Annotated in this window: 16 protein-coding genes, 1 tRNA gene and 1 riboswitch; of the genes, 16 read left to right on the top strand and 1 reads right to left on the bottom strand. The window is 63.4% G+C overall.

The window, feature by feature from the left end:
* Nucleotides 1–2 precede the first annotated feature (2 nt).
* The 13 genes from lnt (at nucleotide 3) to BMI90_RS08430 (ending at nucleotide 11,520) form a co-directional block, all read left to right on the top strand.
* Nucleotides 3–1,568, top strand: coding sequence for an apolipoprotein N-acyltransferase (gene lnt, locus BMI90_RS08490; RefSeq protein ID WP_078528228.1), 1,566 nt, complete (start codon nucleotides 3–5; stop codon nucleotides 1,566–1,568).
* 9 nt (nucleotides 1,569–1,577) lie between these two features.
* A riboswitch (SAM-SAH riboswitch) is annotated at nucleotides 1,578–1,627 on the top strand.
* 6 nt (nucleotides 1,628–1,633) lie between these two features.
* Nucleotides 1,634–2,803, top strand: a complete 1,170-nt coding sequence (gene metK, locus BMI90_RS08485; protein WP_078528224.1) for a methionine adenosyltransferase — start codon at nucleotides 1,634–1,636, stop codon at nucleotides 2,801–2,803.
* On the top strand, nucleotides 2,800–3,261 hold the full coding sequence (gene queF / locus BMI90_RS08480) for a preQ(1) synthase (RefSeq protein ID WP_078528221.1): 462 nt from the start codon (nucleotides 2,800–2,802) through the stop codon (nucleotides 3,259–3,261). The genes metK and queF overlap by 4 nt, the downstream gene beginning before the upstream one ends.
* Nucleotides 3,262–3,409: 148 nt before the next feature.
* Nucleotides 3,410–3,856 carry a DMT family transporter gene (locus BMI90_RS08475; RefSeq protein WP_078528218.1) on the top strand — a complete coding sequence of 149 codons (447 nt, stop codon included), beginning with the start codon at nucleotides 3,410–3,412 and terminating at the stop codon, nucleotides 3,854–3,856.
* A 33-nt stretch (nucleotides 3,857–3,889) separates the two neighbouring features.
* On the top strand, nucleotides 3,890–4,645 hold the full coding sequence (locus BMI90_RS08470) for a tRNA (guanine(46)-N(7))-methyltransferase TrmB (protein WP_078528213.1): 756 nt from the start codon (nucleotides 3,890–3,892) through the stop codon (nucleotides 4,643–4,645).
* A 59-nt stretch (nucleotides 4,646–4,704) separates the two neighbouring features.
* Nucleotides 4,705–6,051, top strand: a complete 1,347-nt coding sequence (aroA, locus tag BMI90_RS08465) for a 3-phosphoshikimate 1-carboxyvinyltransferase (protein WP_078528210.1) — start codon at nucleotides 4,705–4,707, stop codon at nucleotides 6,049–6,051.
* 127 nt (nucleotides 6,052–6,178) lie between these two features.
* Nucleotides 6,179–6,775: a d(CMP) kinase gene (locus BMI90_RS08460; RefSeq protein ID WP_078528207.1), complete on the top strand. Its 597-nt coding sequence runs from the start codon at nucleotides 6,179–6,181 to the stop codon at nucleotides 6,773–6,775.
* 36 nt (nucleotides 6,776–6,811) lie between these two features.
* A complete protein-coding gene (locus BMI90_RS08455; RefSeq protein WP_078528204.1) occupies nucleotides 6,812–7,378 on the top strand; it encodes a hypothetical protein in 567 nt (188 codons plus the stop codon).
* 94 nt (nucleotides 7,379–7,472) lie between these two features.
* Entirely contained in the window at nucleotides 7,473–8,024 is a 552-nt protein-coding gene (locus BMI90_RS08450) for a glutathione peroxidase (RefSeq protein WP_078528201.1), read from the top strand.
* 215 nt (nucleotides 8,025–8,239) lie between these two features.
* Nucleotides 8,240–9,919: a 30S ribosomal protein S1 gene (gene rpsA / locus BMI90_RS08445; protein ID WP_078528198.1), complete on the top strand. Its 1,680-nt coding sequence runs from the start codon at nucleotides 8,240–8,242 to the stop codon at nucleotides 9,917–9,919.
* 277 nt (nucleotides 9,920–10,196) lie between these two features.
* Nucleotides 10,197–10,484, top strand: coding sequence for an integration host factor subunit beta (gene ihfB / locus BMI90_RS08440; protein ID WP_038072940.1), 288 nt, complete (start codon nucleotides 10,197–10,199; stop codon nucleotides 10,482–10,484).
* Between the two features lie 6 nt (nucleotides 10,485–10,490).
* The gene (locus tag BMI90_RS08435; RefSeq protein ID WP_245794935.1) at nucleotides 10,491–10,847 is read left to right on the top strand and encodes a LapA family protein; all 357 of its coding nucleotides are present in this window, start codon (nucleotides 10,491–10,493) and stop codon (nucleotides 10,845–10,847) included.
* A gap of 1 nt (nucleotide 10,848) precedes the next feature.
* Nucleotides 10,849–11,520 (top strand): phosphoribosylanthranilate isomerase, encoded by a 672-nt coding sequence (locus BMI90_RS08430; RefSeq protein WP_078528194.1) that lies wholly within the window; start codon nucleotides 10,849–10,851, stop codon nucleotides 11,518–11,520.
* 172 nt (nucleotides 11,521–11,692) lie between these two features.
* Here BMI90_RS08430 and BMI90_RS08425 read toward each other — a convergent pair whose 3' ends face one another.
* Nucleotides 11,693–12,793 (bottom strand): AI-2E family transporter, encoded by a 1,101-nt coding sequence (locus BMI90_RS08425; RefSeq protein ID WP_210401933.1) that lies wholly within the window; start codon nucleotides 12,791–12,793, stop codon nucleotides 11,693–11,695.
* A 188-nt stretch (nucleotides 12,794–12,981) separates the two neighbouring features.
* On the opposite strand from BMI90_RS08425, the gene BMI90_RS08420 reads away from it, so the two are divergent.
* From BMI90_RS08420 to BMI90_RS08410, 3 genes are all read left to right on the top strand, one after another.
* Nucleotides 12,982–13,071: transfer RNA gene (locus BMI90_RS08420), tRNA-Ser, on the top strand.
* Between the two features lie 84 nt (nucleotides 13,072–13,155).
* On the top strand, nucleotides 13,156–14,553 hold the full coding sequence (locus BMI90_RS08415) for a DUF6538 domain-containing protein (protein WP_078528188.1): 1,398 nt from the start codon (nucleotides 13,156–13,158) through the stop codon (nucleotides 14,551–14,553).
* Nucleotides 14,554–14,820: 267 nt separating this feature from the next.
* On the top strand, nucleotides 14,821–15,846 hold the full coding sequence (locus tag BMI90_RS08410) for an AAA family ATPase (protein WP_168172746.1): 1,026 nt from the start codon (nucleotides 14,821–14,823) through the stop codon (nucleotides 15,844–15,846).
* The last annotated feature ends 263 nt before the right edge of the window (nucleotides 15,847–16,109 follow it).

Genomic DNA, 16,109 nt, shown 5'->3' with positions numbered 1-16,109 from the left:
CCATGATCGAGGTGATCCGAGAGGGATTTCGCGCTCCGTTGCGCCCGCGCTGGCAGGTCTTGCTGCTGGCGGCGGGGCTTGGCGCGCTTTTTGCCGCCGGTCAGGCCCCGCTGGGGCTGTGGTGGCTCGCGTTGCCCGGGCTTGCCGGGTCGATCTGGATCGCGACCTCGGAACGCTGGCGCGCCTCGATGATCTGGATCGGGTTTGCCGCAGGCTTCGGTTATGCGCTGGCCGCGATGTTCTGGATCGTCGAGCCCTTCATGGTCGAGGCCGATATCTACGGCTGGATGGCGCCCTTTGCTCTGGTGCTGATGGCGGCGGGGATGGGGGTGTTCTGGGCGGTGGGCTTCGGGCTTGGCGCCTATGCGGGGCAGGGGCCGCGCAGCCGCGCGCTTGGGATCGCCCTTGGCATGGCGGCCTCGGATGCGCTGCGTTCTTACGTCTTTACCGGATTTCCCTGGGTTCTGGTCGGGCATATCTGGATCGGCACGCCCGTCGCGCAGGCCGCGGCTTTCATCGGTCCGCTGGGGCTGAGCCTGATCACGATGCTGATCGCGGCCGCGCCCGCTTTGACGCGGGGGATGCGGATGGGGCCGGCGCTCGGGGTGGTGGGCTCGGCGCTTGTTGGGCTCGTGGCGCTCTGGCTGGGTGGGGTTGCGCGGCTCAACGCGCCGGTCGAACCGCGCGCCGAACCGATCACGCTGCGCCTCGTGCAGCCCAACGCGCCGCAGGATCTCAAATGGCTGCCGCAATACCGGATGGAGTTCTTCCAGAGGCTTCTCGATCTGACCAAGGCGCCGACGGCGCCCGGCGCACCCAAGCCCGACCTGATCGTCTGGCCCGAGACCGCCGTGCCGTTCCTGCTCGAGCGTCCGCAAGGCGGGCTTGAGATGTCGGCCGAGGCTGCGGGCGGCGTGCCGCTCGCGATGGGGATCCAGCGCGCGCAGGGCAGCCGTTATTTCAACTCGCTCGCGCTGATCGGGCCTCAGGCGCAGGTCGAGGCGCTGTACGACAAGTCGCATCTGGTGCCGTTTGGCGAATACATGCCCTTTGGCGATGCGCTGGCGCAGTTCGGGATCACCGCCTTTGCCGCGCAGGTGGGCAATGGCTATTCGGCGGGGCCGGGGGAGAAGCTCCTCAATCTCGGCAAGCTCGGCCATGTCGCGCCGCTCATCTGCTACGAGGCGATCTTCCCGCAGGACCTGCGCGGCTTCACGCAGCGCCCCGACTGGATCTTGCAGGTCACCAATGACGCCTGGTTCGGCACGCTGTCCGGGCCCTATCAGCATCTCGCGCAGGCCCGGTTGCGCGCGATCGAGCAGGGGCTGCCGCTGGCGCGCGACGCCAATACCGGGGTGAGCGCGATGATCGACGCGAAGGGACGGATCGTGGCGAGCCTCGGGATGGGCGTGACGGGCAAGCTGGATGTCGCGCTGCCGCCGAGCCTGCCGCCGACGCTCTATTCCACGCTTGGCGATGCCCCCATTGTCGGACTTATTGCCGCGCTTTTGGGCCTTCTTTCAATCTTTGCGCGTATTGCCGTTGACCGCCGCCCTGCGCGGGCCTAGCTATTGCGCGAACCTCCCCAACGGCTTCCTGACGGGGAGGGGATATCAACAATGGAGCACTCCCCATGGCACGCGCGAATTACGTTTTCACCTCCGAATCCGTTTCGGAGGGGCATCCCGACAAGGTCTGTGACCGGATCTCGGATGCCGTCCTCGATGCTTTTCTGGCCGAAGAGCCCAATGCGCGTGTCGCATGCGAGACTTTCGCCACCACCAATCAGGTCGTCGTCGGCGGCGAGGTGGGACTGTCGGACAAGACCAAGCTCGCCGAATATCTCGAAGGCATCGACAAGATCGTGCGCGATTGCGTCAAGGATATCGGCTATGAGCAGGACGAGTTCCACTGGGCGACGCTGAAGGTCGCGAATTTCCTGCACCCGCAATCGGCTCATATCAGCCAGGGCGTGGACAAGGACGGGGCCGGCGATCAGGGGATCATGTTCGGTTATGCGACCGACGAGACGCCCGAGCTGATGCCCGCGCCGATCCACTATGCCCATGCGATCCTGCGCCGTCTGGCCGAGGCGCGCAAATCGGGCGCCGAGCCCGAACTGCGCCCGGACGCGAAATCGCAGCTCTCGGTGCGCTACGAGAACGGACGCCCGGTGGGTGTGACGCAGATCGTCCTGTCCACGCAGCACGCTCATGAGCGCCAGACCTCGGACGATATCCGTGCCATCGTCGAGCCCTATATCCGCGAGACCCTTCCCGAGGGCTGGATCACGCCGGAAACCGAATGGTGGGTGAACCCGACCGGGACCTTTGTCATCGGCGGGCCCGATGGCGATGCGGGCCTGACGGGGCGCAAGATCATCGTGGACACTTACGGCGGCGCGGCTCCGCATGGTGGCGGCGCATTCTCGGGCAAGGACCCGACCAAGGTGGACCGCTCGGCCGCTTATGCCGCGCGCTATCTGGCGAAGAACGTGGTCGCTGCGGGTCTGGCGAAGAAATGCGTGATCCAGGTGTCCTACGCGATCGGCGTGGCGAAACCGCTCTCGATCTATGCCGACACGTTCGGCACCGGCGAAGTGCCCGACGAGATCATCGAGAAGGCCGTGGGCGAGGTGATGGACCTCACGCCCAAGGGCATCCGCGACACGCTCGATCTGTGCAAGCCGATCTATGCGCGCACCGCGGCCTATGGTCATTTTGGCCGCGCGCCAGAGGCGGACGGTGGGTTCTCCTGGGAGAAGACCGACCTGACCGAAGCGCTGAAGAAGGCCGTCTCGTGAGCACCGATACCTCCGGTCTGACCCAGCTGGGGCAGGCGACCGATCTGCCGCAGTCGCCCGAAGAGGCGGTGCTGGAGCGCGTGCCGCAGCCGCGCGCGGGCGAGCGCTACCTCGTGCGCTTCACCGCGCCCGAGTTCACTTCGCTCTGCCCGCTGACCGGCCAGCCCGATTTCGCGCATATCATGATCGACTATGTGCCGCGCGACTGGCTGGTGGAGAGCAAATCGTTGAAACTGTTCCTCGGGTCGTTCCGCAATCACGGGGCGTTTCACGAGGATTGCTCGGTGATGATCGGGCAGCGTCTGCGCGATCTGCTCGATCCGGAATGGCTGCGCATCGGCGCCTATTGGTATCCGCGCGGCGGCATCCCGATCGATGTGTTCTGGCAGACCGGCCCGCAGCCCGAAGATCTGTGGATCCCCGATCAGGGCGTGCCGCCCTATCGCGGACGGGGCTGAGAGGCGGAAAGGTCGAGGGGGCGCTGCCCCCGCTCGCGCTGCGAGCCCCCCGAGATATTTCGATCAAGAAGAAGGGGTTCCGAGGCAAGAGGGCTTGAGGCGGCGGGACTTCCGCGCCACTCTCCGCCGCAAACCGGAGGAGAGACCCATGCCCGACGCCCTGCGCTACGCCGCGATCATGCTTGCCGCCGGGATCGGCATCCCGCTTCTGGCGGCTCTCAATGCGCAGCTCGGCGCGCGGATCGGCTCGCCCGCGGTGGCGGCGGTGGTGCTGTTTTGCGTGGCGCTCGGGGGCGCAGTCGCGGCGATGATGGTCACGACCGGGCCGTCTGCCATCGCACGTTTGCCGGGACAGCCGTGGTATCTGTTCCTCGCCGGGCTTCTGGTGGCTTTCTATGTCATCTCGATCACCTTCGTCGCGCCGAAATTCGGGGTCGGCAATGCGGTGTTCTTCGTGTTGCTGGGGCAGATGATCTCGGCTGCCATGATCGACCAGTTCGGGCTCTTCGGTGCGATGATCCGCCCGATCACCCTGATGCGCGGGGCGGGCATCGGTTGCATGTGCCTCGGGCTCTTCCTCATCCAGAAGGCTTGAGTTTTCCGACGTGCGCAGCTAGAGGCGCGGCCCATGGACGATTTTGACGATACCGCCCCGAACGGCTCCCCCTGGCGCAACTTCTATGGACGTCGCCACGGCAAGACGCTGAACAAGGCGCAGAAGGATTATCTGCGCGAGGATCTGCCGCGGCTGTCGCCCGGGGCGGTCGGCTGGGATGTGAACCCCGACCGGGTGCCGCTGGATATGGCGGCGCGGTTCAAGGGCAAACCGGTCTGGCTCGAGGTCGGCTTCGGCGGGGGCGAGCATCTGGCGCATATGGCCAAGACCTATCCGGGCGTCGAGATCATTGGCTGCGAGCCTTTCATCAACGGGGTCGCGATGCTGCTGGGCAAGCTGCGCCGTGAGAAGATTACGAATGTCGCGGTGCATCCGGGAGATGCGCGCGACCTGATGGACGTGCTGCCCGAAGGCTCGATCTCGAAGGCGTTTCTCCTTTATCCCGATCCCTGGCCGAAATCGAAGCACCACCGCCGGCGCTTCGTCACGCAAGAACATCTCGAACCGCTGCATCGCGCGCTCAAGCCCGGCGCGGAGTTTCGCGTGGCGACCGACATTCCCGATTACGTGCGCCAGACCGTCGAGGAGGTGCCCAAAGCAGGCTTCGAGCCGCTCTTCGAGGTGCCCGCCGCGTTCGATTTCGACGATCCGCAGAATGTCTCGGGCGATTGGGACACCCCCTGGGCCGACTGGCTCTCGACCCGCTACGAGCAAAAGGCGCTGCGCGAGGGCCGCAAGCCGCATTACCTGACCTATCGGCGGATCTGAGCCCTTCCGCCGCCCGCGAGATCGCGCTAACAGGGGCGCGACGAAATTTGGGAGGCGACATGTCCGGCCACGGCACCCCGATCAAGATGACCTCGCGCAAATGCGGGCCCCTCAAGGGCACGGCAGAGGTTCCCGGCGACAAGTCGATCAGCCACCGCGCGCTGATCCTCGGCGCGCTCTCGGTGGGCGAGACGAAGATCACCGGTCTGCTCGAGGGCGAGGACGTGTTGGATACGGCCAAGGCCATGCGCGCCTTCGGGGCTGAGGTCACGCAGCACGGGCCGGGTGAATGGTCGGTTCATGGTGTGGGAGTGGGTGGCTTCGCCGAGCCGGAAAACATCATCGATTGCGGTAATTCGGGCACCGGCGTGCGGCTGATCATGGGGGCGATGGCGACCTCGCCGATCACCGCGACCTTCACCGGGGACGGGTCCTTGCGCAAACGCCCGATGGGCCGGGTGACCGATCCCATCGCGCTCTTTGGGGCACAGGCCTATGGGCGCCACGGTGGGCGGCTGCCGATGACCATCGTTGGGGCGAAGACGCCCGTGCCGGTACGCTATACGACGCCGATGGCCTCGGCGCAGGTGAAATCGGCGGTGCTGCTGGCGGGGCTGAACGCGCCGGGCCAGACGGTCGTGATCGAGACAACCGCGACCCGCGATCATACCGAGCGGATGTTGCGCGGGTTCGGGGCCGAGATCACCACCGAGATCACCGATGAGGGCCATGTCATCACCCTGCAGGGCCAACCGGAACTGGTTGCGCAAGAGGTCGCCGTGCCGCGCGATCCCAGCTCGGCCGCTTTCCCGGTCTGTGCGGCGCTGATCGTGCCCGGCTCGGAAATCGTGGTGCCGGGTGTCAGCCAGAACCCGACCCGCAACGGGCTCTTCATCACGCTCAAGGAAATGGGCGCCGACATCACCTTCGAGAACGAGCGCGAAGAGGGCGGTGAGCCGGTCGCGGATCTGCGCGTGCGGTACTCGAAGCTGCACGGGATCGACGTGCCGGCCGAGCGCGCCTCGGCCCAGATCGACGAATATCCAGTTCTCTCGGTCGTCGCGGCCTTCGCAGACGGCGTCACCCGGATGCCGGGCGTGCATGAGCTGCGCGTCAAGGAAAGCGACCGGATCGACGCGATGGCGCGCGGGCTGGAGGCAAATGGCGTAAAGATCGAGGAAGACGAGGACACGCTGATCGTGCATGGCTGCGGCCCCGAGGGCGTGCCCGGCGGCGGCACGGCGGCGACCCATCTCGACCACCGCATCGCGATGAGCTTCATGGTGCTCGGCATGGCCGCGCAACAGCCCGTCTCGGTCGATGACGGTTCGCCCATTGCCACCTCTTTCCCGGTCTTCGAGGATCTGATGGCCGGTCTCGGCGCCGAGATCGTTCGGGGGAGTTGAGAGGGAGGAAGCCTTCGGCGGGGATATTTGAAACTGTTGGGGTAGGGGCATAGACCTGCCTTTCCAACTGCCTGAAAATATCCCCCGCGGAGCGTCCGGCGCCTGCCACGAGAGGAAAGGACCAGTCATGCGTTTCACGGTCGCCATCGACGGTCCCGCAGCTGCGGGCAAGGGGACGATCAGCCGGGCTGTGGCGGAACGGTTCGGCTTTGCCCATCTCGACACCGGCGCGCTTTATCGTGCGGTAGGGGTGAAGGCGCAGGCCGGGGGGCTTGATCCGGTCGAGGCGGCGAAAGGGCTTTGCCCGGAGGATCTGGCGCGCGACGATCTGCGCACGTTGGAGGCAGGGCAGGCGGCCTCGATCGTCGCGGTGATCCCGGACGTGCGCGCCGCATTGGTCGATTTCCAGCGCGAGTTTGCCCGGCGCGAGGGGGGCGCGGTGCTCGACGGTCGCGATATCGGCACGGTGATCTGCCCGGGGGCGGAGGTGAAGCTGTTCGTCACCGCCTCGCCCGAAGTGCGCGCGCATCGCCGCTGGCTGGAGGTTGGCGGCGAGGAGGCGCAGGTTCTGGCGCAGGTACGCGAGCGTGACGACCGCGATATGAACCGCGCCGATGCACCGTTGAGACCGGCCGAGGATGCGCTTGTGCTCGACACCTCCGATCTGAGCATCGAGGAGGCGGTTGCGCGCGCTTGCGAGGCGGTCTCCCAAAAGCTCGGCTGACTGGTCAGGGCACTCGCGGCTTCCTATATTCGGACGATGATCCGTCTTGTCCTGATTTTTCTGCTTCTGGCTGAGCCTTTGCGCGCCGAGACCCGGCCCCACGGGCTGCTCTGGTCGGCAAGCGAGCTGCCGCGCACCATGCCCTTGCAGATCAAGACCGCGCCGGGGCGCGACTTTTACCTTGTTCTGCGCGACGTTGCGACCGGGACGGATGTGATCGGCGCCTATGCGCGCGGGGGCGAGTTCTTCCGTCTGCTGGTGCCGCCGGGACAGTTCGAGCTGCAATTCGCGATCGGTGAGCCCAAGGACTGGCAGGGGCCGGGCGAGCTGTTCGGGGAGACTACGCAGCGGCTGCGGCTCGATCCGCCGCTTGCTTTCGGGGTGACGGGCTATGCGCGCAAGGGCGGACATCTTCTGGACCTGCGCAATCTTGACCAGATCGCGGAGCGCTCGCTGGGAATCTGTCAGCGCCTCGCGCTCGATCCCGAAAGCGTGAGCGTGGAGCCCGATGCGCCGATGCCCGGTGTAAGTCCGCGTGATCCCTATGAGATTCCCGAGGCGAAGGTCCCGAAATATCGCAAGGTGAGCCGGATCTGCGATTGAGTAATTGCGGTATTTGGGATATATGTTCACAAGGGAGTGAACAAAATCGCCGGTTCTGCGTTATAGGTGCAGGACGCATTCGAGGATGATTTCCATGACCTTCCGTATTCTCGCAACAATTTTGACTGTCGCGATGTTCGCCCTGCCGCTGCGCGCCGAGACGCCCGCGCCGGGAGATCTGCATTTCGATCTTGTCGAAGGTGAGCGGGTGAGCCTCGCGGATTACCGGGGCAAGGTGGTGCTGGTGGTCAACACCGCGTCGAAATGCGGCTTTGCCCCGCAATTCACCGAGCTTCAGACGCTGGCCGAACGCTACGGGCCGCAGGGGCTGGTGGTCCTCACCGTGCCCTCGAACGATTTCAAGCAGGAACTGTCGAGCGCCGAGGAGGCGAAACGCTACTGCGCGCTGACCTTCGGCGCGGAGCTGCCGATGGCGCAGCTCACCTCGGTCAAGGGGCAGGGGGCGCATCCCTTCTACAGCTGGCTGCGCGAGGCGAAGGGGTTCGAGCCGAGCTGGAACTTCAACAAGGTGTTGCTCGGGCGTGACGGGAAGGTGATCGCGACCTACCCGGCGACCGCCAAGCCGTTGTCGGACTGGATGATTGGCGATCTCGAAAAGGCGCTGGCGGGCCCGGTCGAGGGCTGAGCCCGCGCGCGCGGCCCCTGAAGGCCGGTGCGAAAGCCCCTCGCTCGGGGCAATAAACGCTTGCTGTATTGGAAAATCGCGCCTATATCGGCGCGGTCCGAGAGGGTCGGGTCTGCCCGGCGCTCGCATTTTTGCATTTCGGGCTTTTCAACGAAAGACCGGCGGAGCCAACCGCATGGCCAGAAAACCAACGCTGTAAAGGAAACTGTAAACGCATGTCGCAAACTGCAAGCATGGAAGAATTCGAAGCTCTTCTCAATGAGAGCCTCGAGATCGACACCCCCCAGGAGGGTTCGGTTGTCAAAGGCAAGGTCATCGCCATCGAGGCGGGCCAGGCCATCATCGATGTCGGCTACAAGATGGAAGGCCGCGTCGAACTCAAAGAATTCGCCAACCCGGGCGAGGCCCCCTCGATCGCAGTGGGCGACGAGGTGGAAGTCTATCTCGACCGCGTTGAAAACGCCCGTGGCGAGGCCGTGATCTCGCGCGAGAAGGCTCGTCGCGAAGAGGCCTGGGATCGCCTCGAAGCCGCTTACGCCAAGGAAGAGCGCGTCGAAGGCGCCATCTTCGGCCGCGTCAAGGGTGGCTTCACCGTCGATCTCGGCGGCGCTGTCGCGTTCCTTCCGGGCTCGCAGGTCGATGTGCGCCCCGTGCGCGACGCTGGCCCGCTCATGGGTCTCAAGCAGCCCTTCCAGATCCTCAAGATGGACCGTCGTCGTGGCAACATCGTTGTCTCGCGCCGCGCGATCCTCGAAGAGAGCCGCGCCGAACAGCGCGCCGAAGTCATCGCCAACCTCTCCGAAGGTCAGGTTGTCGAGGGCGTCGTCAAGAACATCACCGAATACGGTGCGTTCGTTGACCTCGGCGGTGTCGACGGTCTGCTGCACGTCACCGACATGGCGTGGCGCCGCGTGAACCACCCGTCCGAGATCCTCTCGATCGGCGAGACCGTGAAGGTCCAGGTCGTGAAGATCAACAAGGACACCCACCGCATCTCGCTGGGCATGAAGCAGCTCCAGTCGGATCCGTGGGATTCGGTGGAATCGAAGTTCCCGCTGGGTTCGGTCCACACCGGCCGCGTGACCAACATCACCGACTACGGCGCGTTCGTCGAGCTGGAGCCGGGTGTCGAAGGTCTCGTCCACGTCTCGGAAATGTCCTGGACCAAGAAGAACGTGCACCCCGGCAAGATCGTCTCGACCTCGCAGGAAGTGGACGTCATGGTCCTCGAGATCGATCCGGCCAAGCGCCGCGTGTCGCTGGGTCTCAAGCAGACCATGCGCAACCCGTGGGAAGTCTTCGCGGAAACCCACCCGGTCGGCACCGTCATCGAAGGCGAAGTCAAGAACATCACCGAATTCGGTCTGTTCATCGGCCTCGACAACGACATCGACGGCATGGTGCACCTGTCGGATCTCAGCTGGGATCAGCGCGGTGAGGATGCCATCCAGTCGTACCGCAAGGGCGATATGGTCAAGGCGGCCGTCACCGAGGTCGATACCGACAAGGAGCGTATCTCGCTCTCGATCAAGGCGCTCGACGCCGACACCTTCTCGGATGCCGTTGACGGCGTGAAGCGTGGCTCGGTCATCACCGTGACCGTCACCGCGATCGAGGATGGCGGGATCGAAGTGGAATACAACGGCATGAAGTCGTTCATCCGCCGCTCGGATCTGGCCCGTGATCGTGCCGACCAGCGCCCCGAGCGCTTCCAGGTCGGTGACCACGTCGATGTCCGCGTGACCAATGTCGACAGCAAGACCCGCAAGCTCGGCGTGTCGATCAAGGCGCGCGAGATCGCCGAAGAGAAGGAAGCCGTGGAACAGTACGGCTCGTCCGACTCGGGTGCCTCGCTCGGCGACATCCTGGGCGCTGCGCTCAAGGGCGACAACTAAGAGATCGGGCCGCAAGGCTCATGCGAAGGCCCCGCCAGACCGGCGGGGCCTTTTGCTTTGCCCGATTCGCATCGCGCGCGCCCGGATCGGTGCCGCGCCGCATTTTCTGCAAATGCGAAGGCGCAAAATTTAGCCGAGAGGACGCTAGGGGCACGTTTTCACGTGGAATTTCCGGGTCTTTCCTGTTCCGCCATCGCGGGAATGCTCCTATAGTCATAGAAAGATACGCGTGAAAATCCGGGAAGAACCCGGAAAATGGCCCGTGGGGGGAAGACAGATGATCCGCTCTGAGTTGATCGCCAAGATTTCCGAGGAAAACCCGCATCTGTTTCAGCGGGACGTCGAGAAGATCGTGAATACGATCTTCGACGAGATCACCGAGGCGCTCGCCAGCGGTGACCGCGTCGAGCTGCGTGGCTTCGGAGCCTTCTCGGTGAAGAAGCGCGACGCGCGCACGGGCCGCAACCCGCGCACCGGCGATGCGGTCGAGGTTGAGGAAAAACATGTCCCCTTCTTCAAGACCGGCAAGCTGTTGCGTGACCGGCTGAACGGGAATGAGGAATAAGAGCAAATGATACGCGCCCTGCGGCTGCTGTTTCTTGGGCTTCTGGCCCTGATCCTGATCGGGTTGGCGCTGGCCAATCGCGATATCGTCACCTTGCGTGTCCTGCCGGCCGAGGCGGGGCAGTTTCTCGGGATGAGCTGGGCGGTGCAGGTGCCGCTCTTCCTCGTGATCCTTGGCGGCGTGATCCTCGGGCTGCTGATCGGCTTCGTCTGGGAATGGCTGCGCGAGGCCAAGCTGCGCCGCACGGCGGTGCGCGCGACCCGCAAGGCCTCGATGCTCGAGGCCGAGGTCAAGACCCTGCGCCACGAGACCAAGGGCCCGGAGGACGATGTCCTCGCCCTGATCGAGCACCCCGCGCGCTGAGATGACCACCGTCGCCATCGACAGGGGCGTGCCGGGGCCGGTGCGCGTGAAGATCTGCGGGCTGCGCACCGCCACGGATGTCGCCGCCGCGGTCGAGGCCGGGGCGCGTTATCTCGGCTTCGTCTTCTTCCCGAAATCGCCGCGCCATCTCGAGATCGCCGCCGCGCGCGATCTCGCGATCGAGGTTCCTCCCGGCGTCGCCAAGGTGGCGCTCACGGTCAATGCGAGCGATGCGGAACTCGCTGCGATCTGTGACTCGGTGCCGCTCGACATGCTGCAGCTCCATGGCTCCGAGAGCCCCGAGCGCGTGGTCGAGATCCGTCGCCGCTTCGGGCTGCCGGTGATGAAGGCGGTGGGGGTCGCCGAGGCCGCCGATCTGCCGAAGATCGCAGAGTACGAGGCCGTTGCCGATCAGATCCTGCTCGATGCGAAAGCGCCCAAGGGCGCGGTGCTTCCGGGCGGCAACGGGCTTGCCTTCGACTGGCGGCTGATCGCGGGCCGGAGCTGGGAGAAACCCTGGATGCTCGCGGGCGGGCTCACGCCTGCAAATGTGGGCGAGGCGATCCGCCTAACAGGGGCCCGGCAGGTCGATGTCTCTTCGGGCGTCGAAAGCGCGCCGGGCGTGAAGGATCCCGACCGGATCCGCGCTTTCCTCGCGGCCACGAAGGGCTGAGAGCGGGGCGCAGGGGCGCTGCCCCTCGGGCCTTCGGCCCTCACCCGGAGATATTTTTGTCAAGAAGAAGGTCGCAAAGAAGAGGCGGCGCGGGCCGCCCCTTCCAACTGTCTGAAATATCCCGGGGGAATCGCCGCGGGCGAGGCGGGCGGCGCCCCCTTCGCATCGGGCGTCAGTGCTCGGTGTCTGGCAGGCCTTCGCGCGACAGAAGCACCGCGAGCGGACGCAGTCTCGGGCTCTGGGCACAGATGATCATCAGCGCCACCATGATCGGCACCGCGAGAAACATCCCCGGCAGCCCCCAGACCGCGCCCCAGAAGGCCAGCGAGATGATGATGCCGAAGCTCGAGAGCCGCAGCGCATGGCCCATCAGCATCGGGTCGATGACATTGCCGATGATGAATTGCAGCAACCCGATCGCCACCAGCACCGAGCCCGCCGAATAGGGGTTCTGGGTGAGCACATAGACCGCGAGCGCGGCGATGATCGTGGCGATGATCGAGCCGATCGAGGGGATGAAGTTGAGCGCGAAGGTGATGATCGCGACGGGGACGGCGAGGTCGAACCCGCCATAGGTGAAGACGCCGTAGACGGCGACGGCGGTCACGGCGCTCACGATGGCTTTCACAAGCAGGTAATGGTTCACCCGGCGCATGATCGAGCCCACCATGCGCGAGATCTTCTCGGCGCGGTCGGGATCGCCCATCAGGCTGAGCAGTTTCGCGTCGAACCAGATTCGCTCGGCGAAGAGAAAGCCCACGAAGAGGATGATCAGGATCGCCGCCGAGAGCAGGTTCGATGCCTGTCCCGCCAGCGTCGTGAGATAGCCCGCGACCTGGATCTTCTGCATCGAGGCGAGCACGGATTGTTCGACCTCGGGGCCCATCCAGCCGAAGAGCTGCGCGATCGCCTTCTGCGCGGGGCCGGCATAGTTGAGGATCATCGTGACCACGGTGTTGACCTGGCTGATCAGCACCGCGGTCAGCGTCAGCAGCCCCCCTGCGATCAGCGCCAGCGCCACCAGCGAGGCCACGCGCGGCGGGATCCGAAGCGGACCGATGCGCAACCGCCCGACCGCGTTGATCGCCTCGGAGGTCAGCGAGAAGAGGATGATCGCGATGGCGAGCGAAATCAGGATGAATTTCGCCTGAACCATCAGGAATAGCACAAGCGCGAAGGCGATGATTCCCAGCAGCACATTGGTCAGCTGGCGCGGCGCGTGGCGGCGCGTGTCGATCAGGGCGGGCATGCCCTCATCGGGTTGGTCCTTCATTTGCATCTCGTCCCGAGCCATTCCCCAGCGCCGGGCTTGCTTGCCGGCGTTTTCAGGACCCATGCTAGGGGGGCGCTGCCGGGGGCGCAAGCGGTGGCGGGGCGCGAAACAGGGGGTTATGTGCTTCGTGACCATTTATCGGGATCGGCTCTTGCATCCTGCCCGGATTTACGGCTAAACCCGCCGGCGGAGAGGTGGCCGAGTGGTCGAAGGCGCACGCCTGGAAAGTGTGTAGGCGGGGAACCGTCTCGAGGGTTCGAATCCCTTCCTCTCCGCCACTTAACAACCGATAAGTTAATTCTTATCAATGGGTTAAGGTTTCTAGAGGCACTGTCGCAGGTAACACAAGAGGTTACACAGCGATGATTGTCCTGTTTGAAACGGGGTCTATCCGGCTCATGTGCAAACACGTCCAACTCAAAGACAACACCTACTACTATCGGCGGCGTGTGCCCAAAGACGTGCGAAAGCTGCACAAGGACCCAGACTCTGGGAAGCCCAAGGCGCAGCTATTCTTCAGCTTGAAGACCTCTGACAAGGTCGAAGCATGTCGCCAGGCTGAATCGCATACACGGCGACTAGATGCGCTATGGAGGGCCTACAGAGAGCGAAATGGGGCGGTAGCTAACCCGCTCGTTGCGTTGGCCACTCTCGAAGCAAATGGCCTCGGGCCTGGTTACGCAAAGCGTCATCCGGACGACCCGACCATTGACCACTTCTTGGATTACTATCTGCCGAGTCATGAGGCTTACGAACCTCGCCCGAAACTGACACCGCAAGAACAACTAACGCTGGATATTCTCTACGGAGAAAAGGTTCCACGCACGCTTTCCGAGGCGAAAGAAGAGCATTTCGCGTTAGGCAAGGGTCCTAAGAACAAGGTTGGGCAGCAGCAATTCGACCGAGCTTGGTCACTGCTCATGGACATCACCGGAGATATCACCCTCGACTGCCTCAACAGGTCGCACGCCAATGAGTTCGTTCGGCGTCTGGTTGCGAGCGGAGTTGGTCCGGAAACGGTGAAACGTTACTTGTCGCAAGTCCGACCGGTCATCAAGACTGGAATCCAAGAGTTTGAAATCTCGATGAATAATCCCTTTGAAGGTGTCGTGATTCCAAACCGAGATGAGTCCCCTAGGAAGCCCCGGCAGCCCTACAGCATGGCTGAACTGGACGCGATCCAGGCGAAGTGCAGGGAGACGGATGATCAGCGGCGCTGGGCGATAGCCATGCTCTCAGACACTGGCGCTCGTCTTGCAGAGATCGCTGGCCTCGCAAAGCAGGACGTCTTCCTCGATGCCTCGATACCGCACATCTACATTCGCCCGAATGCGTATCGTGGGCTGAAGACAAAGAGCTCCGAGCGAAGGGTGCCCCTGGTTGGAGCGGCTCTTTGGGCTGCCCAGCGCGCAATGCAGACAGAGGGTCAGGCGCTTTTTCCGGTGTTTCAACCGAAGCAGGCTGATAAGCAATTCAACGCCAATTCTGCGTCATCTGCTCTGAACGCTTGGCTCAAGGGAAATGGTCTCGCGAGAGAAGGGCAAGGCTTGCATAGCTTCCGTCACACCATGAGAGACCGGCTCCGGAATGTAACGACGCCACAAGATCTGGCCAATCGGATCGGGGGCTGGGAGAACGAAGGCGTGGGCGAGAGCTATGGTCAAGGCTACAGCCTGGAGGTCATGCAGCGGTATCTGCTGAAGATCGTCAGGCCACCGGAACGAGGCTCGGATGATACCGCCATTGGTCGCGTTGCCTAGCGCCAGTCGCCTTAGCTGGCTGAGTTGGATTCGTTTAAAGCACCGAAACACAAGCGAGCCCGTGACGGCGGGTTAGGCCACTTGCGCGACAGTCAGCAAGGTTTCTGAGCAAGTTTGTGCGCCAAACGACCTTACTAGGAGGCTAGCAGCCTCCAACTAGACACGCCGCAATCTGCTAGCTGATGCCAGTCTGGAGCGTTTCTTCCCTTGGGGAGAGGCGTTTTTCGGCGTGTCTGAAATCCACCCATTCAGAAAGGAGAAATGCGAATGGCGACCAAAGGCTTGTCGCAACTGAAAACCTATACCGCCGAAACCTTACTTGCGGAGAACTTCCGACCGAGAGAACCCGTTATTGAGCCTTGGCTCCGCACAGAAGAGACTGCAGTCATTTGGGCACCCTCGGGCGTCGGTAAGACGCTCCTATGCCTCAGCTTGGCGCTGGCCGTCTCTGGGGGTGGGTCTGTAGCCGACTGGAAAGCACCCAAGGCTCGCAAGGTCCTCTACATCGACGGAGAGATGAACCAACAGGATATCCGAGATCGGATCGAACTGCTTATGAACAATGGGGCCGTAGACGTTCCCGAGCCGACAATCGCCCTTAGGAACCTCCAGATCATCGCGAGACAAGCCCAAGAAGTTGGAACTGAATTCTACGACATCACCGAGGAAGAGACACAGAAGGACCTTTTGAGGCGCGCTAAGGCCAAAAACGTTGAGCTAATCATCCTCGACAACTTCACCACCTTGTCGGACGCCCTTCAGGATGAAAACGCATCCTCTGAATTCAAGCGGGTGCAGGACTTCTTCCTCCAAATGAAGCGAGCCGGAATTGCAACGATCTTGGTTCACCATGCCAACAAGAATGGGAGGGATATGCGAGGGTCAACGGCCTTGGCGACCACCTTTGAGGTCATCTTGGGGCTTCAACGTCCAAAGGTGGCAGCACCTGGGGAGGCCTGTTTCCAAACAGTATTCACCAAGTTCCGTGGCATGGGCGACCGTCGCTTGGAAACACGCAGATGGACGCTTGGGGCGCATGGCTGGGAGGTCTCCGACAGTGAGCCTGATGAGCCGAGGGACGACCCGGTCTACGCAGCCTTGAAGAGCCTTGAGTTCGTCAACCAGACGGAAATCGCTGAAAGGCTCGGAATGAACAAGGCGACCGTCTCAAGGCGTCTAAGCAAACTGCGAGCTCAGGGCGTCCTAAGGGATCGTGAAGTCGACGATGACTTCGAGAAAGCCAAGAGGCTTCGTGAGGAGCGGCTTTATGCAGACGTCGATGAAGAGTTTTAGGTGGTCCGAGGCGCCTTCGCCGCAAACACATCTGAGGGGCCTTCGGGCCCTTCAGGGAAGCGCTGGTATTCGGAAGAGACTTCGTCTTCCTCATAGGGATGTTGGCGTGCAACTTGTTTGTTGCAGTGTTGATTTCTTTAGGCGCAATGAACCGCGCCGGGTTTGCCGGAGGCTGATTTGGGTTAGTTACGCGGCCATGTCTTCAGTTTCCAGAGCGGCGTAGAAGTTTGCCTCTGCTTCCGCCGGCGGGATGTTCCCGATCG

This window comes from Thioclava sp. L04-15 (assembly GCF_002020275.1).
Lineage (GTDB): Bacteria > Pseudomonadota > Alphaproteobacteria > Rhodobacterales > Rhodobacteraceae > Thioclava > Thioclava marina.
The sequence above is the reverse complement of the archived record's forward strand: the minus strand, read 5'-3'. Positions and strand labels throughout refer to the sequence as shown.